This is a genomic window from Caballeronia sp. GAFFF1 (genome assembly GCF_023630705.1).
In the GTDB taxonomy this organism is placed as follows: Bacteria; Pseudomonadota; Gammaproteobacteria; order Burkholderiales; family Burkholderiaceae; genus Caballeronia.
The window spans coordinates 21,618-46,066 of the sequence record NZ_JALQEM010000017.1 but is presented as its reverse complement, the minus strand read 5'-3'; the positions used below and the strand labels follow the sequence as shown (position 1 = coordinate 46,066).

The following is a 24,449-nucleotide window of genomic DNA, read 5'->3' as shown; positions in this document are numbered from 1 at the left end:
ATGTGGAGCTACATCCTCAAACGCATTTTGCTGATGATCCCGACGCTCGTCGGCGTGCTCACGCTGACTTTCGTCGTGATCCAGTTCGTGCCGGGCGGTCCGGTCGAGCAGGCCGTTCACGATTTGCGGCGCGGCAACGCGGAAGGCGGCGCGGCGTTCGGCATGCGCTCGCACACCGGCGTCGATGCGCAGCAGATCGCGCAACTCAAGGCGCTTTACGGCTTCGACAAGCCGCCGCTCCAGCGTTATCTCCTGATGCTCGGCAAGTTCGCGCGCTTCGATCTTGGCGAGAGCTACTTCCGGCATCAGAGCGTGTGGTCGCTCATCGTGTCGAAGCTGCCGGTGTCCATCAGCATCGGCTTGTGGACGTTCTTCATCACGTATCTGATATCGGTGCCGCTCGGCATCGCGAAGGCCGTGAAGAACGGCTCGAAGTTCGATGTCGCGACGAGTCTCATCGTCCTGATCGGCTTCGCGATTCCCGGCTTCGTGCTGGGCGTGCTGCTCCTCGTGCTGTTCGGCGGCGGGACGTTCTGGCAACTGTTCCCATTGCGCAACCTGACCTCCGACAACTGGGCGACGCTCTCGCTCGGCGGCAAGATTCTCGATTATCTGTGGCACATCACGTTGCCCGTGGTGGCGTCGGTGGTCGGGAGCTTCGCCATCGTCACGATGCTGACGAAGAACGCGTTCCTCGACGAGATTCGCAAGCAATACGTGCTCACCGCGCGCGCGAAGGGCCTGAGCGAGCGGCGCGTGCTCTGGAAGCATGTCTTTCGCAATGCGCTTTTGCCGCTGATCGTCGGCTTTCCGGCGGCCTTCATCGGCGCGTTCTTCACGGGCAGCCTGCTGATCGAAACACTCTTTTCGCTCGACGGCCTCGGGCTGCTTTCGTATGAATCGGTCGTGCGGCGCGATTATCCCGTCGTGCTCGGCACGCTGTATCTCTTCACGCTGATCGGCCTCGCGACAAAGCTCATCTCGGACCTTTGCTACGTATGGGTCGATCCGCGCATTCAATTCGAGCAACTGGAGCGTTGACTTGAACCGAGCCGCATCGTCGCGCCGCGCCGCGACCGCAACAGACGGCCAGCCGCTGCGCCCCGAGGTCTCGATGACGCCCGGACGGCGCGTGTGGCAGCGTTTCAAACGCAACCGGCTGGGATACTGGAGCCTCGTCGTGTTCGTCGCGGCGTTCGTCATCAGCCTCGCGGGGCCGCTATGGTCGAACGACAAGCCGCTCGTCGTGCGCTATCAGGGGCAGTTCTACTTTCCGCTTGTCAAGAATTACGCGGAGACGGCCTTCGGCGGCGACTTCCCGACGCCCGCCGATTATCTCGATCCTTTCGTGCGCGACCGCTTCAACGCGCCCGGCAACTTCGCGATCTATCCGCCGAATCACTATTACTACGACACGCTCAACTACTTTTCGAAGGGCTCGAACCCGGCGCCGCCGTCGCGCGAAAACTGGCTCGGCACGGACGACCGCGGCCGCGACGTGTTCGCGCGGCTCCTCTACGGTTTTCGCGTGTCGGTGCTATTCGCGCTCGTGCTGACGGCCATCGGCACGGTGCTCGGTGTGATCGCGGGCGCGGTGCAGGGCTATTTCGGCGGACGCATCGACATTACCGGGCAGCGGCTGATCGAAATCTGGAGCGCGTTGCCGGAGCTTTATCTGCTCATCATCTTCGCGTCGATCTTCGAGCCGAGCCTGATCCTGCTCATCGTGCTGCTGTCGCTTTTCGGCTGGATCGGCCTGTCGGATTACGTGCGCGCGGAGTTCCTGCGCAACCGCACGCAGGACTACGTGCGCGCCGCCCGCGCGATGGGCTTGTCCAACTGGCAGATCATCTGGCGGCATGTGTTGCCCAATAGCCTGACACCCGTCATCACATTCCTGCCGTTTCGCATGAGCGGCGCCATACTCGCGCTGACGAGCCTGGATTTCCTCGGCCTCGGCGTGCCGCCGCCGACGCCGTCGCTCGGTGAACTGCTCGCGCAAGGCAAGGCCAATCTCGACGCGTGGTGGATTTCGGTCTCGACCTTCGGCGTGCTCGTCGCGACGTTGCTCCTGCTCACCTTCATGGGCGATGCGCTGCGCAATGCGCTCGACACGCGCATCGCGGATGCGGTCAAGGCCGGAGGCGGTCAATGAGCGCGCCGCTGCTGTCGATCGACAATCTGCGCGTGCGCTTCGGCGACACGCTCGCCGTCGACGGCGTGAGTCTCGACGTTCGCGCGGGCGAACGCGTCGCGCTCGTCGGCGAGTCGGGCTCGGGCAAGAGCGTGACAGCGTTGTCGGTGCTGCGTCTGGTGCGCGACGCCGAAATGACGGGCGCAATCCGCTTCGGCGGCGAAGATCTGCTCGCGAAAAGCGAACGCGAGATGCGCGGCCTGCGCGGCTCGGATATCGCGATGATCTTTCAGGAGCCGATGACCGCGCTCAATCCGCTGTACACGGTCGGCGATCAGATCGGCGAGACGATTCAGCTTCACGATGGCGCGACCCCGCGACAAGGCCGCGAGCGCGCCATCGCGCTCCTGGCGCGCACGGGCATCACGGAACCGGAGCGGCGCGTCGACAGTTATCCGCATCAGCTTTCGGGCGGGCAACGGCAGCGCGTGATGATCGCGATGGCGCTCGCGTGCCGCCCGCGTCTGTTGCTCGCCGACGAGCCGACGACCGCGCTCGACGTGACGATTCGCGCGCAGATCGTCGAACTGCTGCTGGAACTCCAGCGCGACGAGGCCGAGAAGCGCGGCATGGCCGTCCTGCTCATCACGCACGATCTGAATCTCGTGCGGCGTTTTGCAGAGCGCGTGGCGGTGATGGAAAAGGGCGTGCTGGTCGAAAGCGGTGCGGTCGACGCGATTTTCGAGTCGCCGCAACACCCGTACACGCAGCGCCTGCTGAACAGCCGTCCGGAGCGGCGCGTGCTGCCGGTGCTGCCGATCGCGCCCGTGCTGCTCGATGCCAAAGACGTGCGCGTCGACTATCCGACGCGGCTACCGGGCTTTCAAGGGTGGTTCCGGCGCGGCCGCTTCAAGGCCGTCGACGACGTGACGCTCTCGGTTCGGCAGGGCGAAACGCTCGGCATCGTCGGGGAATCCGGCTCAGGAAAATCGACGCTCGCGATGGCGCTGCTCGGCTTGCAGCGCATCTCGCATGGAAGCGTGCAGTTTCAGGGCAGGGCGCTCGGCGATTTTCGCGGACGCGAAAAGACCGTGTTGCGCTCGAAGCTGCAAGTGGTGTTTCAGGACCCGTTCAGTTCGCTGTCGCCGCGGCAGACCGTGGAGCGCATCGTCGGTGAAGGGCTCGCGCTGCATCGCCCTGAACTGGATGCCGCCGCGCGTCGCGCAAAGGTGATTGCCGTGCTGCGCGAAGTCGGGCTGGACCGCACGGCGCTCACGCGCTACCCGCACGAGTTCTCGGGCGGGCAGCGGCAGCGCATCGCCATTGCGCGCGCGCTCGTGCTGGAACCGAGCATCCTTATTCTCGACGAACCGACGAGCGCGCTCGATGTCTCAATCCAGACTCAAGTTCTGGCGCTGCTTGCCGACATTCAGAAGAAGCACAACCTGGGATATGTCTTTATTAGCCACGACCTACAGGTGATCGGCGCGATGGCGCATCGCGTCGCGGTCATGCGAGATGGAAATGTCGTCGAGGCGGGCGAAGTAGAGAAGATTTTTGCGAATCCTTCCGACGAATACACACGAAAGCTACTGGCGGCAGCCCTGAATTCCTAAAATTCTTTCTTTTTCGTCAATTGCGTGTCCGTCTCAATTGTATTTTCCTATTTCTTTTGACAGTTAAATACTTTGTGGCTAGTATGCGTTCAAACTTTCACATATCTCACTGATTTTTCAGTCTTTAATTGTAAAACCTACCGACCGATGCAACCACTCACGTTGACTCAGACATGTGCGCGCGCTGCCGCGGGCATGTTGCTCGGCCTTCTGATGACCACCACTTCCGGCGCCTTCGCCGACGAAGTCAGCAGTAACAGCCAAACTGCCGGCAACGGCATCTCCTCCGCTTCGAAAGCCGCCGACACCGCGGCCGTCGCAGCCGCGGCGGATACCGCCAGCGCACCGCGCGGCGCGAAGGCGTTCTTCTCCGGCGTAGCGAGCAAGGCAGGCGACGTCGTCGTCGGCGCGCTCAACATGATCGGCGTGCGCTATCGCTGGGGCGGCGACACGCCGGATTCCGGCCTCGATTGCAGCGGCTTCGTGCGCTACGTCTTCCAGGACACGCTCGGCATGACGCTGCCGCGCCGCGCCGAAGAAATGAGCCGCGTCGGCGAGAAGGTTCGCGTGTCGGACCTCAAGCCGGGCGATCTAGTGTTCTTCAACACCATGCGCCGCTCGTTCTCGCACGTCGGCATCTATATCGGCGACAACAAGTTCGTTCATTCGCCGTCCACCGGCAGCACGATCCGCGTCGACGACATGGAAAACGGCTATTGGGAAAAGCGCTTCACGGGCGCGCGCCGCATCGAGAACGCGCAGTTCAACGACGGCACCGAATTGCGTCAGCGCGTGAGCGCGACGCTCGGCGGTTACTGACCGACGCATCGCTTCTCGCGCTCGTCACAAAAAGCCTGCTTTCTCGCGAATGCAGGCTTTTTGTTTTGTGGCGTCGTCGCGAAGTGGCTATTGATTCGATCGTAAAGCCTCATTGCACGCGTGTCTGAAAGCCGTTATAGTTTTCGGATGAACATTTCTCTGTTCCTCTTCTCGTCTTCTTCGGCTGGTGCGTTCCTACGCGCACTATCGCTACTAGCGCGCCTACCGCGCTGATCTGTCTCGCCTCCCGTCTGCTCGTTCAAGGTTTTCGACGCCAGCGGTGGCGCGAACACCCGGATTCCGTTTTGTCGTTCTATCTCGATATTTCCAACAATCGATAAATCTCCCCCAGGAGCCCAACATGGCAGCAGACAAGTTGATCATCTTCGATACGACCTTGCGTGACGGCGAGCAGTCCCCCGGCGCTTCGATGACGAAAGAAGAGAAGATCCGCATCGCGAAGCAGCTGGAGCGCATGAAGGTCGACGTGATCGAGGCCGGGTTTGCCGCCAGTTCCAACGGCGACTTCGATGCGATTCAGACGATCGCCTCGCTCGTGAAGGACAGCACGGTCTGCTCGCTTGCCCGCGCCAACGACAAGGACATCCAGCGCGCCGCCGATGCGTTGAAGCCCGCGGACCGCTTCCGCATTCACACGTTCATCGCGACTTCCGCGCTGCATATGGAAAAGAAGCTGCGCATGTCGCCGGAGCAGGTGTACGAACAGGCGCGGCTCGCGGTGCGCTTCGCCCGCAAGTTCACCGACGACGTCGAGTTCTCGCCGGAAGACGGCAGCCGCTCGGACATCGACTTCCTGTGCCGCGTGCTCGAAGCGGTGATCGATGAAGGCGCGCGCACGATCAATATCGCCGATACGGTCGGTTATGGCGTGCCGGAACTCTACGGCAACCTCGTGAAGACGCTGCGCGAGCGCATCCCGAATTCGGACAAGGCCATCTTCTCCGTTCACTGCCACGATGACCTCGGCATGGCCGTGGCGAACTCGCTCGCGGGCGTGCAGATCGGCGGCGCGCGTCAGGTGGAATGCACGATCAACGGCTTGGGCGAGCGCGCGGGCAATACGTCGCTCGAAGAAATCGTGATGGCGGTCAAGACGCGCAAGGATTACTTCGGGCTCGACCTGGGCATCGACACGACGCAGATCGTGCCGACTTCGAAGCTCGTCTCGCAGATCACCGGCTTCGTCGTGCAGCCGAACAAGGCGGTGGTCGGCGCGAATGCGTTCGCGCACGCGTCGGGCATCCACCAGGACGGCGTGTTGAAGGCGCGTGACACCTACGAAATCATGCGCGCCGAAGACGTGGGCTGGAGCGCGAACAAGATCGTGCTCGGCAAGTTGTCCGGCCGCAATGCGTTCAAGCAGCGCCTCGAAGAGCTCGGCGTGCAGCTCGAATCGGAAGCGGAAGTGAACGCCGCATTCGCGCGCTTCAAGGATCTCGCGGACCGCAAAGCCGAAATCTTCGACGAAGACATCATGCAGATTGTCTCCGAGGAATCGCCGGAAGCGCAGGCGAAGGAACATTTCCGCTTCGTGTCGATGAAGCAGCATTCGGAGACCGGCGAGCAGCCGCAGGCGCGCGTGGTCTTCGCCGTGGACGGCACCGAAATGACGGGCGAGGCACGCGGCAACGGCCCGGTCGATGCGACGCTGCACGCGATCGAATCGAAGGTTGAAAGCGGCGCGGAACTGGTGCTGTACTCGGTCAACGCGATCACGACCGGCACGCAGGCACAGGGCGAAGTGACGGTGCGTCTGTCGAAGAGCGGGCGTATCGTGAACGGCGTCGGCACGGATCCGGATATCGTCGCCGCTTCGGCAAAGGCGTATATCGCCGCGCTCAACAAGCTGCATTCGAAGGTCGAAAAGCTTAATCCGCAGCTTTGACCGACAGGGAGTCGCAAGAACGCAAAAGCCCTCCAAGGAGGGCTTTTTTGCGCGCGCCGCTTGTCAGAACAGATTGCGCTGATCGGGATCGTGCAGCGGATCGGGCGACTTCTGCATCAGCCGCAGGACGCCCTGGTCGTCGAAATAGAAGCTGTACATCAGATACCAGAAGTTCGCCTCCATGTAGCGATACGTCCAGACTTCGCGCTTCATCAGCGGGTAATACGACGTCTCCACCGGCCGGCCGAAGTTCACGAGCACGTCCTTCTTGGTCCACGTGCCGATTTGCGCCTTGTAGAACTCGTTCTCGTCGAGAACCTGCCGCACGCTGACGATCTTGCCCGACGCGTCGATGTCCGCGGCGGTCGTGAATTCGCCGAGCGGCTGCGTCGGCCACATGAGGCGCTTGCCGCCGTTCGGCAGATCGTAGACTTCGCGCGGCGGGCCGAGTCGGGCGGTGATCGTCGAGGCATCCGCGCCTGCCTGATAGTTCTGCCACGGCTGCGCGCAACCCGCGAGCAGCAACGCCGTCCCGGCGCAGACGAGCGCGCCGCGCAGACGGTTGAGTGAGTGCAGCATTGAAGCCTCCACGTGCAGGTCCCTCGCGATGACGAGGGTTTTTCTTCGCTTTGCTCGATTTTGACATGCGGCGCAAGAACCATGCGTCGCGCCGGCTTGCATGCCGCCCGCGCCGCAGCCTATGATCCGCGCTTTCATCTTCGGAAAGAGCGATGGCAAGCCTGGGTCTCATGAAGTCGCGCGCGCGGTGGCTGCGGATCGCGTTGACGTGCGTTGGGTTGGCGTGCGTTGGGTTGACGTGCGCAGCGAAGGCCGGCGCCGCCGATCTCCCGCCGATCAGGCTCGCGATGATCGAAGGCATGTCCGGTCCGTTCGCCAACGCGGGCGCGGCTGTCGAGCGCAATCTGCGATTCGGCGTCGAGCGGGTGAATGCGCGAGGCGGCGTCAAGCTGGCGGACGGCATGCATCCGCTCGCGCTCGTCGTGCTCGACGGCAAGGGCAGCAGCGAGGCGAGTCTCGTGCAGTTGCGCGCAGCCATCGACGAGAAGATCGGCTTCGTCATGCAGGGCAACAGTTCGGCGGTGGCGGCGGCGCTCGTTGCGGCGATCGACAAGCAGAACGAGCGCGAGCCGGAGCAGCGCGTACTGTTTCTGAACTATTCCGCCGACGATCCCGCGCTCACCAACGACGCGTGCAGCTTCTGGCACTTCCGTTTCGACGCGCACGCCGGCATGCGCATGGACGCGCTCGCAGACGCGCTGCAACGCGACCGCGCCGTGAAGAAGGTCTATCTGCTGAATCAGGACTACAGCTTCGGCCACGACGTGAGCCGCGAGGCGCGGCGGGCGTTGCATGAAAAGCGTCCCGACATTGCGATCACAGGCGACGAGTTCCATCCGATCGGGCGCGTGAAGGACTTCGCGCCGTATATCGCGAAGATTCGCGCGAGCGGCGCGGATGCCGTCATCACTGGGAACTGGGGCAACGATCTGACGCTACTCGTGAAGGCGGCGCGGGAGCAGGGGCTCGGCGCGAAGTTCTACACCTTCTACGGCAACAGTCTGGGCGCGCCCGCCGCGCTCGGCGATGCCGGCGTGAAGCGCGTCATCGCCGTCGCCGACTGGCATCCGAACGCAGGCGGCGCGGCCTCCGACGCCTATTACCGCGCGTTTCGCGCCCGTTTTCCCGCCGCCTCGGATGATTACCTCGTGCTGCGCATGCCGCTCATGATCGACATGCTCGCCACCGCCATGACGCGAGCCGGCAGCGCGGACCCGCTCGCGGTGGCGCGCGCGCTCGAAGGCATGGCGTTCGATGGCGCCGGCTTCCATCCGTCGACCATGCGCGCGTCGGACCATCAGCTGATTCAGCCGCTCTACGTGATGGAGATGGACAAGTCGGGCACGCCGGGCGTGCGGTTCGACAACGAAGGGTCGGGCTACGGCTTTCGCACGCTGCTGTCGGTGCCCGCCGCCGACACCGCGCCCCCGACCACGTGCAAAATGACGCGTCCGTCGCGTTGAGCGCATGGAGCCGTCCGCTCGGCGAAGCGCGGTGTGCTATACTCTGCGCTTCGTTTTTCGTTGGAAGCGGCGTTCGCAAGGCGCGCAAACCTCGAAAACGAAGTGAAATTGGGCGCGACTCGTCGCGTTGCGCCTGTCGACGCAAACCACGGCACGGCCATTCTTCCGTGACCGCCTGTCTGTTTCAAAGGAAAAGCAAATGTCCGTAGCAGAAATCAAGAAGTCCGACGTCGTCGCTGAATACGCGCGCGGCGCCAACGATACCGGCTCCCCCGAAGTGCAAGTCGCACTGCTCACGAGCCGAATCAACGAACTGACCATCCACTTCAAGGCCCACTCGAAGGATCACCACAGCCGCCGCGGTCTGCTGCGCATGGTCAGCCGTCGTCGCAAGCTGCTCGACTATCTGAAGGGCAAGGATGCGGATCGTTACCGCTCGCTGATCGAAAAGCTGGGTCTGCGCAAGTAATTGGCTCCTAGCGTGGCTTCGCGGCCAGTGTTCTAACGAAGTGCCTGTGTCAGTTCGCTGATGCAGGCATTTTGTTTTTGCGCGATCCGCTCGCGAAGTGGTGCCTGATCGGTTTCATGGGTCGGCACGTCGTACTTAGTCGTTCTCGGCAGTCATACGCTTTACCCGACACTCGGTCCAGCCTCGCGGCAGAGCTTTGTGTCATTCCAGCGCGGCCCCGCGCCCGTTCGCGCGCCGCGCTGGAATGGCATAACACACCTCTCACGCGCGGCCCCGGACCGTCCCGCCCAGCGCCGCAGAGACAGCCTCACGCGCTCGACCGAAGGCGCGGCGCAACATAGAAGGAGTCGCAATGTTCAATAAGATCGTCAAAGAGTTCAAGTGGGGACAACACAACGTCCGCCTGGAAACGGGTGAAATCGCGCGTCAGGCAAGCGGCGCGGTGATCGTCGATGTCGAAGACACCGTGGTGCTCGCGACCGTCGTCGGCGCGAAGACCGCCAAGCCCGGCCAGGACTTCTTCCCGCTGACCGTCGACTATCTGGAAAAGACCTACGCCGCCGGCAAGATTCCGGGCGGCTTCTTCCGTCGCGAAGGCCGTCCGTCGGAAGGCGAGACGCTCATTTCGCGCCTGATCGACCGTCCGCTGCGTCCGCTTTTCCCGGAAGGCTTCTATAACGAAGTGCAGGTCGTGATTCACGTCCTGTCGCTGAACCCGGAAATTCCGGCGGATATTCCCGCGCTGATCGGCGCTTCCGCCGCGCTCGCCGTGTCCGGCCTGCCGTTCAACGGCCCGGTCGGCGCTGCGCGCGTCGCTTACATCAACAACGAGTACGTGCTGAACCCGACGCGCGCGCAGATGAAGGAATCGGCGCTCGATCTGGTCGTCGCGGGCACGGAGCGCGCGGTGCTGATGGTTGAATCCGAAGCGCAGCAGCTTTCGGAAGAAGTGATGCTCGGCGCGGTCGTGTTCGGTCACGAGCAGATGCAAGCCGCCATCGACGCGATCCACGAACTGGTCCGCGAAGGCGGCAAGCCCGAGTGGGACTGGCAGCCGGCGCCGAAGAACGAGGCGCTGATCGCGCGCGTCACCGAAATCGCGAAGCCGGAACTCGAAGCCGCGTACCAGCTGCGCAACAAGCAGGCGCGCTCGGCGAAGCTGAAGGAAGTCTACGCGGCGACGTCGGCGAAGCTCGCCGAGGAAGCGGCGGCATCGGGCACGGCAGCAGCGGATGCGGCTACCGTCGGCAACGTCCTGTTCGATATCGAAGCGAAGATCGTCCGCTCGCAGATCCTGAACGGCGAGCCGCGTATCGACGGCCGCGACACGCGCACGGTGCGCCCGATCGAAATTCGCACGGGCGTGTTGCCGCGCACGCACGGCTCGGCGCTCTTCACGCGCGGCGAGACGCAGGCGCTCGTGATCGCGACGCTCGGCACGAAGGGCGACGAGCAGAACATCGACGCGCTCGAAGGCGAATACCGCGAGCGCTTCATGCTTCACTACAACATGCCGCCGTTCGCCACGGGCGAAACCGGCCGCGTCGGTTCGCCGAAGCGCCGTGAAATCGGCCACGGGCGTCTCGCCAAGCGCGCGCTCGTCGCGTGCCTGCCGAGCGCCGACGAATTCGGCTACTCGATCCGCGTCGTGTCGGAAATCACGGAATCGAACGGTTCGTCGTCGATGGCGTCGGTCTGCGGCGGCTGTCTCGCGCTGATGGACGCCGGCGTGCCGATGAAGGCGCACGTCGCGGGCATCGCGATGGGCCTGATTCTCGAAGGCAACAAGTTCGCGGTTCTGACGGACATTCTCGGTGACGAAGATCACCTGGGCGACATGGACTTCAAGGTGGCCGGCACGGCGCAAGGCGTGACCGCGCTGCAGATGGACATCAAGATCCAGGGCATCACGAAGGAGATCATGCAAGTCGCGCTCGCGCAGGCGAAGGAAGGCCGCATGCACATTCTCGGCAAGATGACGTCGGCGGTTCCGGGCACGAACACGGAGCTGTCGGAATTCGCGCCGCGCATGATCACGCTGAAGATCAATCCGGAAAAGATCCGCGACGTGATCGGCAAGGGCGGTTCGGTGATCCGCGCGCTGACCGAAGAGACGAACACGACCATCGACATTTCGGACGACGGCGTCGTGACCATCGCGAGCACGAGCGCCGAAGGCATGGCCGAGGCGAAAAAGCGCATCGAGAACATCACGGCCGAAGTGGAAGTGGGCCAGGTGTACGAAGGTCCGGTGCTCAAGCTGCTCGATTTCGGCGCGATCGTGAATATCCTTCCGGGCAAGGACGGTCTGCTGCACATCTCGGAGATCGTCAACGAGCGCGTGAAGGACATCAACGATTACCTGAAGGAAGGCCAGATCGTGAAGGTCAAGGTCATCCAGACGGACGAAAAGGGCCGCGTGCGTTTGTCGGCCAAGGCGCTCCTGAACGAAGCCGCGCAACAAACGGAACCGACGCAGCCGCAGCAGTAATGCGGTAATGTGTAGACGGCCGGCCGCATCTGCGAGCCGGCCGTTTTCTTGTATGGCGTCAATCGGACGATGCGGGACTATGCATTGTCCGATGCGTCGCCGGACTCGATGGCACTGTGGAGCGTGAATTGCTCGTCGCGTGCACAGCGCCATCCGGTTCGAGCCGTTCGAATCGATCCATCCCGCCATGCCCATTCAGGGGAATGCTATGAAGGCCGTCGAAATCACCGAGTTTGGCGCACCCGAAGTCCTCAAACTGGGAGAGCGCCCGATGCCCGAAGCCGGCAAGTGCGAGGTGCTCATCAAGGTGGCGGCTTCCGGCGTGAACCGGCCGGACGTTTTTCAGCGCAAGGGCGCCTATGCGCCGCCGCCGGGCACGTCCGACCTGCCGGGGCTGGAAGTGGCGGGCGAAATCGTCGACGGCGATCTCGATTCCAAGCACAACCCGTTCGGGCTCAAAAAGGGCGATCGCGTATGCGCGCTGCTCGCGGGGGGCGGGTATGCCGAGTATGCGGTTGCGCCGCTGGAGCAATGCTTGCCGGTGCCCGCCGGTTTGTCCGATATCGAAGCGGCATCGCTGCCGGAAACGTTCTTCACGGTGTGGAGCAACGTCTTCGAGCGCGCGCATCTCGGCTCGGGCGAAAACGGCGAGGAAGAGACGCTGCTCGTGCAAGGCGGATCGAGCGGGATTGGCGTCACGGCCATCCAGATTGCGCGCGCGCTCGGCTTTCGTGTCTTCGCGACCGCGGGCAGCGACGAGAAGTGCCGCGCGTGCGAGATGCTCGGCGCCGAGCGGGCGATTAACTACAAGACAGAGGATTTCGTCGAAGTGGTGAGGTCGCTCACGAACGATCGTGGCGTCGACGTGATTCTCGATATGGTCGCAGGCGACTACCTGCCGCGCGAGCTAAAGGCGCTCGCCGATGGCGGGCGCATCTGCGTGATCGCGCTCCTGGGCGGGGCCAAGGCGGAAATCAACCTCAACGACATTCTGCGCCGCCGGCTCGTCATCACTGGCTCGACGCTGCGTCCGCGTCCCGTCGCGTTTAAGGCGAAGATCGCCGCGAAGCTGAAGGAACGCGTATGGCCCGAGATCGAGGCGGGGCGTATCAAACCAGTCATTCACCAGGTGTTCCCGGCAAGCGAGGCGGCGGCCGCACATGCGCTGATGGAAAGCAGCACGCATGTCGGCAAGATCGTGCTCGACTGGCGGGAAAATGGGCAGACAAGCGGGCAGCAAAGCGGGCAGTAGACGCGGATCGGTTATCGGCGGTTTGACCGAATTATCTGTAACACAGTAAAATCGCCTGTTTTGCAAGCAGTTCGCAGTTTGTAGCGGTTCATTCCCATAACGCGGCGGCTGATTGAAAAGCACGGCCGCTAAAACTAAAGCGGCCGTCGCAAGCCGCCGAGTGACGAGACAATGTCGAGACAACGAGCGAAACTGGTGGTCGGCAACTGGAAGATGCACGGCCGCATGCAGGAAAACGCGGTTCTGCTGACCGAAGTGGCGTCGGGGGCATCGGCTCTGCGCAACGGCGTGGACGTGGGCGTGTGTGTGCCGTATCCGTATCTCGCGCAGGCGCAGGCGCTGCTGGAAGGGTCGGTGGTGCGCTGGGGCGTGCAGGACGTGTCGGCGCATGCACAGGGCGCGTACACAGGCGAAGTCGCGGCCGAGATGACGCTCGACTTCGGCGCGACTTACGCGATCGTCGGGCACTCGGAGCGCCGCGCGTATCATCAAGAAACGCCGGAACAGGTCGGGGCGAAGGCGCGGCGCGCGCTCGAGGCGGGACTGACGCCTATCGTCTGTGTCGGCGAAACGCTCGGCGAACGCGAGCGCGAGGCGACGGAGCAGGTCATCGGCGCTCAACTGGATGCGGTGCTTCTGATGCTGGACGAGGAGCAGGCGGCGCGCATTGTCGTCGCGTACGAGCCGGTCTGGGCGATCGGCACGGGCAAGAGCGCGACCGCCGACCAGGCGCAGCGCGTTCACGCGTTCCTGCGCAAGAAACTGGCGGAGAAAGGTGCCGCCGCAGCCGAAGTGCCGCTGCTCTATGGCGGCAGCGTCAAACCCGAGAACGCGCAAGAATTGTTCGGGCAACAAGACATCGACGGCGGGCTGATTGGCGGCGCGTCGCTGAAGTCGAAAGATTTTCTTGCGATCTGCCAGGCGGCGCGAACCGTGTTGCAATAAGCGGTTTGTGGCGAGAGCAGTCGAAAGAGCATGTCGCGACACGTGAGTGTCACGGAAACATCAAGATCCAGGTGAGTTGAAATGCTGTATTTGAAGACATTGATTATCGTCGTCCAGTTGCTGTCGGCGCTTGGCGTGATCGGGCTCGTGCTGCTTCAGCACGGAAAGGGCGCCGACATGGGCGCGGCGTTCGGCAGCGGCGCGTCGGGTAGTTTGTTCGGCGCGACCGGTTCGGCGAACTTTCTTTCGCGTACCACCGCTGTGCTCGCCGCGATCTTCTTTATCACGACGCTCGCGCTCACGTACCTCGGAAGCTATAAGCCCCAGACGTCAGCAGGCGTGCTCGGCGCAGGTCCGACGTCTGCTTCAGCGCCTGCTGCGGCTGGAAAGAGCGCTTCGGCTCCGGTCAGTGCGCCTGCGTCGGCCGCAGCTGCTTCGTCCGCGCCCGGCGCCGACGTGCCGAAATAAACGCCAAACAAATTTTCGCGAAATTCGTGTTTTGTGCGTTGAACAATTCGCGGGACCTAGTTATAATTCAAGTCTTGAAGCGATTCGCGGCAATTAAGAAGTTTGTTTTCCCGGATTGCAGTACAGTGCCGACGTGGTGAAATTGGTAGACACGCTATCTTGAGGGGGTAGTGGCGAAAGCTGTGCGAGTTCGAGTCTCGCCGTCGGCACCAAAAGTTATCCAATGCCAGCCGCATGCATCGCTTCGGCTGGCATTGTCACTTCTGGAGTACCCTTACGATATCGTTGATATCGTGAGCGGTCCCAAGTGAATCCCGTCGCCGGGTGGTCTGTCCCGGCAAGCATCTCAATCATCACTGACCGAAACTACCGATCAGAGGAAAGCCTTGAACCTCGCACCCTATTACCCCGTCTTCTTGTTTCTTGTGGTGGGCCTTGGTTTAGGTATAGCGCTGGTCAGCATCGGCAAGATTCTCGGTCCCAACAAGCCCGACACCGAAAAGAATGCCCCGTACGAATGCGGCTTCGAAGCATTCGAAGACGCGCGTATGAAGTTCGATGTGCGCTACTATCTCGTCGCAATTCTTTTCATCATCTTCGACCTTGAGACGGCGTTCCTGTTTCCGTGGGGCGTGGCCCTGCGCGACATCGGCTGGCCCGGCTTCATGGCCATGATGATCTTTCTGCTCGAATTCCTGCTCGGCTTCGCCTACATCTGGAGAAAGGGCGGTCTCGACTGGGAATGACGGGTAGATCACCGGATTCATGGGCGGCTTTGGCTGGCTGCTCATCTGGAGTGGAAATCAAATGAGTATCGAAGGGGTCTTGAAGGAAGGCTTTGTCACCACCACGGCTGACAAGCTGATCAACTGGACGCGCACCGGCTCGCTGTGGCCGATGACGTTCGGTCTCGCGTGCTGCGCGGTCGAGATGATGCATGCGGGCGCTGCCCGTTACGACCTGGACCGCTTCGGCGTGGTGTTCCGTCCGAGCCCGCGTCAGTCCGACGTGATGATCGTCGCCGGCACGCTGTGCAACAAGATGGCGCCCGCGCTTCGTAAGGTGTACGACCAGATGGCCGAGCCGCGCTGGGTCATCTCCATGGGTTCGTGCGCGAATGGTGGCGGCTACTACCACTATTCGTACTCCGTCGTGCGCGGCTGCGACCGTATCGTTCCGGTCGACGTCTATGTCCCGGGCTGCCCTCCGACGGCCGAGGCGCTGGTCTACGGCGTGATCCAGCTGCAGGCGAAGATCCGCCGCACGAACACCATCGCCCGTCAATAAAGGCCTGAGCCTCCCCAACTATGGCAAGCAAACTCGAGACCCTCAAAGCGAACCTCGAGGCGGCGTTTGGCGACCGTCTCCAGAACATCACCGAGTCGCTGGGTCAGGTGACGGTCGTCGTGAAGGCGGCCCATTATCTTGAAGTCGCGACCCGGCTGCGTGACGACCGCTCGCTCGGCTTCGAGCAGCTCATGGACCTCGCCGGCATCGACTATTCGACCTTCGGCGACGGCGTCTACGAAGGCCCGCGCTTTGCGGCCGTCGTGCATCTGCTCTCCATTTCGAACAACTGGCGCCTGCGCGTGCGCGTGTTCGCACCGGACGACGAAGTGCCGATCATTCCGTCGCTCGTCGATATCTGGTCGTCGGCCAACTGGTACGAGCGCGAAGCGTTCGACCTGTACGGCATCGTGTTCGAAGGCCACCCCGATCTACGCCGCATTCTCACGGACTACGGCTTCATCGGCCACCCGTTCCGCAAGGACTTCCCGGTCTCGGGCTTCGTCGAAATGCGCTACGACCCGGAAGAGAAGCGCGTCGTGTATCAGCCTGTGACGATCGAGCCGCGCGAAATCACGCCGCGCGTGATCCGCGAAGATCGCTATGGTGGTCTGAAACATTAAGAGAGCGTCATGGCAGACATCAAGAACTACACGCTGAATTTCGGCCCGCAGCACCCTGCCGCGCACGGCGTGCTGCGCCTCGTGCTCGAACTCGACGGCGAAGTGATCCAGCGCGCCGATCCGCACATCGGCCTGCTGCATCGCGCGACCGAGAAGCTCGCCGAGACCAAGACCTTCATTCAGTCCGTGCCGTACATGGACCGTCTCGACTACGTGTCGATGATGGCCAATGAGCACGCCTACGTGATGGCCATCGAGAAGCTGCTCGGCATCGACGTGCCGATCCGCGCGAAGTACATCCGCGTCCTGTTCGACGAAATCACGCGCGTGCTGAACCACCTGATGTGGATCGGCTCGCACGCGCTCGACGTCGGCGCGATGGCGGTCTTCCTGTACGCGTTCCGCGAGCGTGAAGACCTGATGGACGTGTACGAAGCGGTCTCGGGCGCGCGGATGCACGCGGCGTATTACCGTCCGGGCGGCGTGTACCGCGATCTGCCCGACGCAATGCCGCAATACAAGGTCTCCAAGATTCGCAATGCGAAGGCGCTGGAGAAGATGAACGAGAACCGTCAAGGTTCGCTGCTCGACTTCATCGAAGACTTCTTCAATCGCTTCCCCGGCTATGTCGACGAGTACGAAACCTTGCTCACCGACAACCGTATCTGGAAGCAGCGTCTCGTCGGCATCGGCGTGGTGAGCCCCGAGCGCGCGTTGCAACTCGGCATGAGCGGCGCCATGTTGCGCGGCTCGGGCATCGAATGGGACCTGCGCAAGAAGCAGCCGTACGAAGTCTACGATCAACTTGACTTCGACATTCCGGTGGGCGTGAACGGCGACTGCTATGACCGGTATCTCGTGCGTGTCGAGGAAATGCGGCAGTCCACGCGTATCGCCAGACAGTGCATTGCCTGGCTGCGCAAGAATCCCGGCCCTGTGATGGTCGATAATCACAAGGTTGCGCCGCCTTCGCGCGTCGGCATGAAGAGCAACATGGAAGAGCTGATTCACCACTTCAAGCTCTTCACGGAAGGCTTCCACGTGCCGGAAGGCGAGACGTACGCCGCCATCGAGCATCCGAAGGGCGAGTTCGGCATCTATCTCGTGTCGGACGGCGCGAACAAGCCGTACCGCCTGAAGATCCGCGCGCCTGGCTTCGCGCATCTGGCCGCGCTCGACGAGATGGCGCGCGGCCACATGATCGCCGACGCCGTCACGATCATCGGTACGCAAGACATCGTGTTCGGCGAGATTGATCGCTGATTCCGTCGTCCGCTCGTGCGGCGCGCTCGTCGGCCGGGTCGCCGTTGCGCTGAATCGGGCGCAAAGCGTTGAAGCAATTACAGGAAACCGCAGGACGCCAGGTCTGCCGCAATAAGATGCCCGCGGCAGGTTTTCGTTCGGTAGGAATTGAAAGAGTCGTGTCTGAAAATGATCTCAGCTGAAGGCCTGAAAGAAATCGATCGCGCGATCGCGAAGTATCCCGCCGAGCAGAAGCAGTCGGCGGTGATGGCTGCGCTTGCTGTCGCTCAGGAAGAGCACGGATGGCTCTCGCCCGAACTCATGAAGTTCGTCGCCGACTATCTGAGCATGCCGCCTGTCGCGGTGCAGGAAGTCGCCACGTTCTACACGATGTACGAGCTCGCGCCGGTCGGTAAGCACAAGATCACGCTCTGCACGAACTTGCCCTGCCAGCTCGGTCCGGACGGCGGCTCGGATAGTGCTGCTCAATATCTCAGGCAGAAGCTCGGCATCGACTTCGGCGAAACCACGCCCGACGGCAAGTTCACGCTGAAAGAAGGCGAGTGCTTCGGCGCGTGCGGCGATGCGCCGGTCATGCTGGTGAACAACCACCGCATGTGCAGCTTCATGAGCCGCGAGAAGATCGACCAGTTGATCGAGGAACTTTCGAAATGACGTCTCTTCACGATCGTCACATCAAGCCGCTGATCCTCGCTGGCCTTAACGGCGAGAACTGGCATCTCGAAGATTACGTTGCGCGCGGCGGCTACAAGCAGCTGCGCCGCATTCTGGAAGAAAAGATTCCGGCCGAGCAGGTGATTGCCGACGTCAAGGCGTCGGGTCTGCGCGGTCGCGGCGGTGCCGGCTTCCCTACCGGACTGAAGTGGAGCTTCATGCCGCGTCAGTTCCCGGGGCAGAAGTATCTCGTCTGCAATTCGGACGAAGGCGAGCCGGGCACGTTCAAGGACCGCGACATTCTTCGCTGGAACCCGCACGCGCTGATCGAAGGCATGGCCATCGGCGCGTATGCGATGGGCATTACCGTCGGCTATAACTACATCCACGGCGAGATCTGGGAAGTCTATAAGGTGTTCGAAGCGGCGCTGGAAGAAGCGCGCGCAGCCGGCTATCTCGGCGCGAACATCCTCGGCTCCGGCTTCTCGTTCGAGTTGTACGCTCACCACGGTTACGGCGCGTACATCTGCGGCGAAGAAACCGCGCTGCTCGAATCGCTCGAAGGCAAGAAGGGCCAACCGCGCTTCAAGCCGCCTTTCCCGGCGAGCTTCGGCGTGTACGGCAAGCCGACCACCATCAACAACACCGAGACGTTCGCTGCGGTGCCGTTCCTGCTGGAAATCGGACCGCAGAATTACCTCGAAATCGGCAAGCCGAACAACGGCGGCACGAAGATTTTCTCGGTGTCGGGCGACGTGAATCGTCCGGGCAACTATGAAATTCCGCTCGGCACGCCGTTTTCGACGCTGATGGAACTGGCCGGCGGCGTGCGCGGCGAGTCGATCAAGGCGGTGATTCCGGGCGGGTCGTCGGCGCCGGTGGTGCCGGGCGAGATGATGCTTGCGACCGACATGGACTACGATTCGATCGCCAAGGCGGGTTCGATGCTGGGCTCGGGCGCGGTCATCGTCATGAACGAAACGCGCTGCATGGTGCGTTCGTTGCTGCGTCTGTCGTACTTCTATTACGAAGAGTCGTGCGGTCAGTGCACGCCTTGTCGCGAAGGCACGGGCTGGCTGTATCGCGTGGTGCATCGCATCGAGCACGGCCTCGGCCGCAAGGAAGACCTGGATCTGCTGAATTCCGTCGCCGAAAACATCATGGGCCGCACGATCTGCGCGCTCGGCGATGCGGCGGCCATGCCGGTGCGCGGCATGCTGAAGCACTTCTGGAACGAATTCGAATATCACGTCGAGCACAAGCATTGTCTCGTCGGCGGGCACGCGCATCATGCGGCGTCCGAGGCGCTTACCGCGTAATCAGGCGCACAGTCAGTTGCGCGAAAGAGGTTGAGGACCATTCCCCATCATGGTTGAACTAGAAATTGACGGCAAGACGGTCGAGGTGCCCGAAGGCAGCATGGTGATCCAGGCTGCCCACAAGGTCGATACGTACATTCCTCACTTCTGCTATCACAAGAAGCTGTCGATCGCGGCGAACTGCCGGATGTGCCTCGTCGAAGTCGAAAAGATGCCGAAGGCCGTCCCCGCGTGCGCCACGCCCGTTTCGGCCGGCATGGTCGTGCGGACCGCCTCCGACAAGGCCGTGAAGGCGCAACAGTCGGTGATGGAGTTCCTGCTGATCAATCACCCGCTGGATTGCCCGATCTGCGATCAGGGCGGCGAGTGCCAGTTGCAGGATCTGGCCGTGGGTTACGGCAAGTCGCAGTCGCGCTACAACGAAGAAAAGCGCGTCGTGTTCCACAAGAACGTGGGTCCGCTCATCTCGATGGAAGAGATGACGCGCTGCATCCACTGCACGCGCTGCGTGCGCTTCGGCCAGGAAGTCGCCGGCGTCATGGAACTCGGCATGCTGGGCCGCGGCGAGCATTCGGAAATCACGTCGTTCGTCGGCAAGACGGTGGATTCGGAGTTGTCGGGCAACATGATCGACCTGTGCCCGGTCGGCGCGCTGACGAGCAAGCCGTTCCGCTACAGCGCGCGGACGTGGGAATTGTCGCGCCGCAAGTCGGTGAGCCCGCACGATTCCGTCGGCGCGAACCTGGTGGTTCAGGTCAAGAACAACCGCGTGATGCGCGTTCTGCCGATGGAAAACGAAGCCATCAACGAATGCTGGATCTCGGACAAGGACCGTTTCTCGTACGAGGGCCTGAATAGCGACGACCGTCTCACCGTGCCGATGCTCAAGCAGGGCGGCAACTGGATCGAAACGGACTGGCAGACGGCACTCGAGTACGTCGCGAAGGGCATCAAGGGCATCAAGGCGGATCATGGCGCGAACGCCATCGCCGCGCTCGCGACGCCGCATAGCACGGTCGAAGAACTGTATCTGCTGAAGCAGTTCGCGGAAGGCGTCGGCTCGCCGAACGTCGATTTCCGTCTGCGCCAGAACGACTTCTCCGCGCCGGTGGGCGCGGGCGCGCCGTGGCTCGGCGTGAAGATCGCGGACCTGTCGAACGTCGATACGGCGTTCGTCATCGGCTCGTTCCTGCGCCGCGATCATCCGCTCTTCGCCGCGCGTCTGCGTCAGGCTGCGAAGAACGGCGCGATGCTCACGTTCCTGAACGCGAGCAACGACGACTCGCTGATCCCGACCGCGCATCGTCTGGTCGCGGCGCCGTCGGCGTGGCTCGACCAACTCGCGGGCATTGCGGCGGCGGTTTCCGAAGCGCGCGGCGTCGCGTTGCCGGACGCATTCGCTGGTCGCGAAGTGTCGGCAGCGGCGAAGGACGTAGCCGCTTCGTTGTCGGCGGGCGAGAAGCGTGTCGTGCTGCTCGGCAATGTGGCGGTACAGCATCCGGACTTCGCGCAGATTCAGGCGGCGGCGCAGTGGATCGCCGACAACACGGGCGCGACGCTCGGTTTCCTGACGGAAGGCGCGAACTCGGTGGGCGGTTATCTCGTCGATGCGCTGCCGGGCGAGGGCGGTCTCGACGCCCGCGCGGCGTTCGAACAGCCGCGCAAGGGCTATGTGCTCTTCAACGCGGAGCCGGAACTCGATGCGGCGAACCCGGCGCAGGCCGTCGCGGCGCTGAAGGCAGCCGAAATGGTAGTCGTGATGTCGCCGTTCAAGCACGGCATGGAGTACGCCGACGTGCTGCTGCCCATCGCGCCGTTCACGGAGACGTCGGGCACGTTCGTCAACGCGGAAGGCACGGCGCAGTCGTTCAACGGCGTCGTCCGCGCATTGGGCGAGACGCGTCCGGGCTGGAAGGTACTGCGCGTGCTAGGCACGATGCTCGGCCTGCCGGGCTTCGAATTCGACACGGCGGAAGAAGTGCGCGTCGCGGCGCTCGGCTCGGGCGACCTCGCCGCGCGTATGTCGAACAAGACGACGGTCGCGGCAAAGCGCGCTGCATCGAATATTTCGGTGAAGGGCGGCTTCGAGCGTCTCGCCGACGTGCCGATCTATCACGCCGACGCGCTGGTGCGCCGCGCCCCCTCGCTGCATCTGACGGCAGCCGCGCGCGACGCGAATGTCGCCGGCCTGCCGACGACGCTCTTCGACAAGCTCGGCCTGAAGGACGGCGATGCGGTGCGTATCAAGCAAGGCAATCTGTCGGTGGTGATGCCCGCGGTTCGCGACGCGAACCTGGCGGAAACGGTGGTCCGCGTGTCGGCGGCAACCGCGGCTGGCGCCGCACTCGGCGGCCTGTTCGGTGAACTGGTAGTGGAGAAGGCGTAAATGGGCTTGTTCGATACGATCAACGCAGGCGGCACGCAGCTTCTCGGCGTTGCCTGGCCGACCGTGTGGGCGCTCGTGCGCATCCTCGTGGTCGCGGTGGTGATCCTGCTGTGCGTCGCGTACCTGATTCTCTGGGAACGCAAGCTCATCGGCTGGATGCACGTGCGTCTCGGTCCGAACCGCGTCGGCCCGGCAGGCTTGCTGCAACCGATCGCGGACGTGCTGAAGCTGCTGCTGAAGGAAGTCATTCAGCCGACTCAGGCGAGCAAATGGATCTACGTCATCGCGCCGATCATGACCGTGGTGCCGGCCTTCGCGGTCTGGGCGGTCATTCCGTTCCAGGCGAAAGCCGTGCTCGGCAACATCAACGCGGGTCTCCTGTACGTCATGGCGATCTCGTCGATCGGCGTGTACGGCGTGATCCTCGCGGGTTGGGCGTCCAACTCGAAGTACGCGTTCCTGGGCGCCATGCGCGCGGCGGCGCAGATGGTGTCCTACGAAATCTCGATGGGCTTCGCGCTCGTCGTGGTGCTGATGGTGGCGGGCACGCTGAACATGTCGGATATCGTCGCTTCGCAGCAGCGCGGCATCTTCGCGGGCTTCGGCGTCAACATCCTGTCGTGGAACTGGCTGCCGCTTCTGCCGATGTTCGTCGTGTACTTCATCTCGGGCATCGCTGAAACCAACCGTCACCCGTTCGACGTGGTGGAAGGCGAGTCGGAAATCGTCGCGGGCCACATGATCGATTACTCGGGCATGGCGTTCGCGCTGTTCTTCCTTGCCGAGTACATCAACATGATCGTGATCTCGGCGATCGCGACGACACTGTTCCTTGGCGGCTGGGACGCGCCGTTCGGCTTCCTGTCGTTCATTCCGGGCGTGTTCTGGTTCGTGCTCAAGGTTTTCTTCTTGCTGTCGGTCTTCATCTGGGCCCGCGCGACGTTCCCGCGCTATCGCTATGACCAGATCATGCGTCTCGGCTGGAAGGTGTTCCTGCCGGTCTCGGTAGTGTGGGTGGTCGTGATCGGCTTCTGGATCATGTCGCCGCTCAACATCTGGAAGTAGTCGGACGAACCGAGGACAAGAGCGGACCAATCATCATGAACGCAATTCAGAACTTCTTTAAGACCTTCTTCCTGACCGAACTGCTGAAGGGTCTCGCGCTGACGGGCCGTTATGCGTTCCAGCGCAAGATCACGGTGCAGTTCCCGGAAGAAAAGACGCCGGTGTCGCCCCGTTTTCGCGGGCTGCACGCGCTGCGGCGGTATGAAAACGGCGAAGAGCGATGCATCGCCTGCAAGCTGTGCGAAGCGGTGTGCCCGGCGCTTGCGATCACCATCGAATCGGAAACGCGCGCGGACAATACGCGCCGCACGACGCGCTACGACATCGACCTGACCAAGTGCATCTTCTGCGGCTTTTGCGAAGAGAGCTGCCCGGTCGATTCGATCGTCGAGACGCATATCCTCGAATATCACGGCGAAAAGCGCGGCGATCTTTACTTCACGAAGGACATGCTGCTTGCAGTGGGCGATCGCTACGAGACGGAAATCGCCGCATCGAAGGCGGCCGACGCGCCTTACCGTTGATGCGAACCCGGTGCCGGCGCCTCGCGCGAAGCAAGATTCGCATCCCGCGAGCGCCGGTGTCGAAGTCGAAGCGATTTTGCTGTTGGCGCGTTGCGCCGCGCGCCGACACACCCTGCCTGATGATGGCCTAACGATGAACCGGTAATCATGGAATTCACAACCGTACTGTTCTATATCTTCGCGCTGCTGTTGACTGTGTCCGCGCTGAAGGTGATCACCTCGCGCAATCCGGTGTCATCCGCGCTCTTTCTCGTGCTCGCGTTCTTCAACGCGGCCGCGATCTGGATGCTGCTGCAAGCCGAATTCCTCGCGATCCTGCTGGTTCTCGTGTATGTCGGCGCAGTGATGGTGCTCTTCCTCTTCGTCGTGATGATGCTCGACATCAACATCGACGTGCTGCAGCGCGACTTCAGGCGGTTCGTGCCGCTCGCGACCATCGTGGGCGCGATCATCGTCATCGAAACGGCGCTGATTCTGTGGCACGGCTACGGCGCGACGGTCACGCCGCTGCGCGATGCCGGCACGGCCGCCGCAGGCGCCGGCGTGGGCGGCGCGGCGCTGATGCCGAATACGCAGCTCATCGGCAAGGTCATCTACACGGACTACATCTTCGCATTCGAAATCGCGGGTCTGGTGCTGTTGGTGGCGATCATCGCGGCCATCTCGCTGACCGTGCGCGACAAGAAGGACAAGAAGACGCAAACCGTCAGCAAGCAGGTCAAGGTTCGCCGTCAGGATCGCGTGCGTCTCGTGAAGATGCAGGCTGAGAAGCAGGCGCCGGATGCATCGGTGGAGCCTGCCGTGACCGGCAACATCGGCGCGGGTGCCGTGGACAACAAGGGCTGAGCGCGAAGGAGAGAACAAACATGTTGAGTCTTGCCCATTACCTCGTGCTCGGCGCGATCCTTTTCGCGATCAGCATCGTCGGCATCTTCCTGAACCGCCGCAACGTCATCATCATCCTGATGGCCATCGAACTGATGCTGCTTGCGGTGAACACCAATTTCGTCGCGTTCTCGCACTATCTGGGCGACGTTCACGGCCAGATCTTCGTGTTCTTCGTCCTGACCGTGGCCGCAGCGGAAGCCGCGATCGGTCTCGCGATTCTTGTGACCCTGTTCCGTAGCCTCGACACGATCAACGTCGAGGACCTCGATCAGCTCAAAGGTTAAATTCAGGCTAGGCT

23 protein-coding genes and 1 tRNA gene are annotated in these 24,449 nt (G+C 62.6%); 23 read left to right on the top strand and 1 reads right to left on the bottom strand.

The features are described 5' to 3' along the window. The 5 genes from NCR37_RS08255 to NCR37_RS08235 all read left to right on the top strand — a co-directional run bounded on the left by NCR37_RS08255 (position 1) and on the right by NCR37_RS08235 (position 6,475). On the top strand, positions 1 to 1,041 hold the full coding sequence (locus NCR37_RS08255; protein WP_175944131.1) for a microcin C ABC transporter permease YejB: 1,041 nt from the start codon (positions 1 to 3) through the stop codon (positions 1,039 to 1,041). Between the two features lies 1 nt (position 1,042). After that, positions 1,043 to 2,155: an ABC transporter permease gene (locus NCR37_RS08250; RefSeq protein ID WP_502800500.1), complete on the top strand. Its 1,113-nt coding sequence runs from the start codon at positions 1,043 to 1,045 to the stop codon at positions 2,153 to 2,155. After that, a complete protein-coding gene (locus NCR37_RS08245; protein WP_250472569.1) occupies positions 2,152 to 3,750 on the top strand; it encodes an ABC transporter ATP-binding protein in 1,599 nt (532 codons plus the stop codon). Before NCR37_RS08250 ends, NCR37_RS08245 begins: the two co-directional genes overlap by 4 nt. A 147-nt stretch (positions 3,751 to 3,897) precedes the next feature. Next, positions 3,898 to 4,569 carry a C40 family peptidase gene (locus NCR37_RS08240; RefSeq protein WP_250472568.1) on the top strand — a complete coding sequence of 224 codons (672 nt, stop codon included), beginning with the start codon at positions 3,898 to 3,900 and terminating at the stop codon, positions 4,567 to 4,569. Between the two features lie 361 nt (positions 4,570 to 4,930). Next, entirely contained in the window at positions 4,931 to 6,475 is a 1,545-nt protein-coding gene (locus tag NCR37_RS08235) for a 2-isopropylmalate synthase (RefSeq protein ID WP_250472567.1), read from the top strand. Between the two features lie 63 nt (positions 6,476 to 6,538). On the opposite strand, the gene NCR37_RS08230 is transcribed toward NCR37_RS08235, so the two are convergent. Next, entirely contained in the window at positions 6,539 to 7,054 is a 516-nt protein-coding gene (locus NCR37_RS08230; protein ID WP_250472566.1) for a hypothetical protein, read from the bottom strand. A 170-nt stretch (positions 7,055 to 7,224) separates the two neighbouring features. Between NCR37_RS08230 and NCR37_RS08225 the strand changes: the two genes are divergently transcribed. From NCR37_RS08225 to nuoK, 18 genes are all read left to right on the top strand, one after another. Further along, positions 7,225 to 8,517: a branched-chain amino acid ABC transporter substrate-binding protein gene (locus NCR37_RS08225; RefSeq protein ID WP_250472583.1), complete on the top strand. Its 1,293-nt coding sequence runs from the start codon at positions 7,225 to 7,227 to the stop codon at positions 8,515 to 8,517. Between the two features lie 199 nt (positions 8,518 to 8,716). Beyond that, the gene (rpsO, locus tag NCR37_RS08220; protein WP_250472565.1) at positions 8,717 to 8,986 is read left to right on the top strand and encodes a 30S ribosomal protein S15; all 270 of its coding nucleotides are present in this window, start codon (positions 8,717 to 8,719) and stop codon (positions 8,984 to 8,986) included. Positions 8,987 to 9,338: 352 nt separating this feature from the next. After that, positions 9,339 to 11,477, top strand: coding sequence for a polyribonucleotide nucleotidyltransferase (gene pnp, locus NCR37_RS08215; protein ID WP_250472564.1), 2,139 nt, complete (start codon positions 9,339 to 9,341; stop codon positions 11,475 to 11,477). A gap of 208 nt (positions 11,478 to 11,685) precedes the next feature. Next, positions 11,686 to 12,729, top strand: coding sequence for an NAD(P)H-quinone oxidoreductase (locus NCR37_RS08210; protein ID WP_250472563.1), 1,044 nt, complete (start codon positions 11,686 to 11,688; stop codon positions 12,727 to 12,729). Between the two features lie 171 nt (positions 12,730 to 12,900). After that, positions 12,901 to 13,674 (top strand): triose-phosphate isomerase, encoded by a 774-nt coding sequence (tpiA, locus tag NCR37_RS08205; protein WP_250472562.1) that lies wholly within the window; start codon positions 12,901 to 12,903, stop codon positions 13,672 to 13,674. Positions 13,675 to 13,755: 81 nt separating this feature from the next. After that, on the top strand, positions 13,756 to 14,142 hold the full coding sequence (gene secG / locus NCR37_RS08200; protein WP_250472561.1) for a preprotein translocase subunit SecG: 387 nt from the start codon (positions 13,756 to 13,758) through the stop codon (positions 14,140 to 14,142). A gap of 127 nt (positions 14,143 to 14,269) precedes the next feature. Then, a tRNA-Leu gene (locus NCR37_RS08195) sits at positions 14,270 to 14,354 on the top strand. 174 nt (positions 14,355 to 14,528) lie between these two features. Further along, positions 14,529 to 14,888, top strand: a complete 360-nt coding sequence (locus NCR37_RS08190; protein ID WP_159836469.1) for an NADH-quinone oxidoreductase subunit A — start codon at positions 14,529 to 14,531, stop codon at positions 14,886 to 14,888. 61 nt (positions 14,889 to 14,949) lie between these two features. Next, positions 14,950 to 15,429 (top strand): NuoB/complex I 20 kDa subunit family protein, encoded by a 480-nt coding sequence (locus NCR37_RS08185; RefSeq protein ID WP_006052903.1) that lies wholly within the window; start codon positions 14,950 to 14,952, stop codon positions 15,427 to 15,429. A 20-nt stretch (positions 15,430 to 15,449) separates the two neighbouring features. Then, complete coding sequence (locus NCR37_RS08180; RefSeq protein WP_250472560.1) at positions 15,450 to 16,052, top strand: NADH-quinone oxidoreductase subunit C; 603 nt, start codon at positions 15,450 to 15,452, stop codon at positions 16,050 to 16,052. A gap of 9 nt (positions 16,053 to 16,061) precedes the next feature. Next, positions 16,062 to 17,315, top strand: a complete 1,254-nt coding sequence (locus tag NCR37_RS08175) for an NADH-quinone oxidoreductase subunit D (RefSeq protein ID WP_250472559.1) — start codon at positions 16,062 to 16,064, stop codon at positions 17,313 to 17,315. 168 nt (positions 17,316 to 17,483) lie between these two features. Next, positions 17,484 to 17,969 carry an NADH-quinone oxidoreductase subunit NuoE gene (gene nuoE / locus NCR37_RS08170; RefSeq protein WP_250472558.1) on the top strand — a complete coding sequence of 162 codons (486 nt, stop codon included), beginning with the start codon at positions 17,484 to 17,486 and terminating at the stop codon, positions 17,967 to 17,969. Further along, positions 17,966 to 19,288 carry an NADH-quinone oxidoreductase subunit NuoF gene (gene nuoF, locus NCR37_RS08165; protein ID WP_244846712.1) on the top strand — a complete coding sequence of 441 codons (1,323 nt, stop codon included), beginning with the start codon at positions 17,966 to 17,968 and terminating at the stop codon, positions 19,286 to 19,288. Before nuoE ends, nuoF begins: the two co-directional genes overlap by 4 nt. Before the next feature lie 49 nt (positions 19,289 to 19,337). Next, positions 19,338 to 21,674 (top strand): NADH-quinone oxidoreductase subunit NuoG, encoded by a 2,337-nt coding sequence (nuoG, locus tag NCR37_RS08160; RefSeq protein WP_250472557.1) that lies wholly within the window; start codon positions 19,338 to 19,340, stop codon positions 21,672 to 21,674. After that, positions 21,675 to 22,739, top strand: coding sequence for an NADH-quinone oxidoreductase subunit NuoH (nuoH, locus tag NCR37_RS08155; RefSeq protein WP_250472556.1), 1,065 nt, complete (start codon positions 21,675 to 21,677; stop codon positions 22,737 to 22,739). A 35-nt stretch (positions 22,740 to 22,774) separates the two neighbouring features. Next, entirely contained in the window at positions 22,775 to 23,263 is a 489-nt protein-coding gene (gene nuoI, locus NCR37_RS08150) for an NADH-quinone oxidoreductase subunit NuoI (protein WP_250472555.1), read from the top strand. 147 nt (positions 23,264 to 23,410) lie between these two features. After that, complete coding sequence (locus NCR37_RS08145; RefSeq protein WP_250472554.1) at positions 23,411 to 24,109, top strand: NADH-quinone oxidoreductase subunit J; 699 nt, start codon at positions 23,411 to 23,413, stop codon at positions 24,107 to 24,109. A gap of 20 nt (positions 24,110 to 24,129) precedes the next feature. Next, positions 24,130 to 24,435 carry an NADH-quinone oxidoreductase subunit NuoK gene (gene nuoK / locus NCR37_RS08140; RefSeq protein ID WP_007588140.1) on the top strand — a complete coding sequence of 102 codons (306 nt, stop codon included), beginning with the start codon at positions 24,130 to 24,132 and terminating at the stop codon, positions 24,433 to 24,435. Positions 24,436 to 24,449 lie beyond the last annotated feature (14 nt).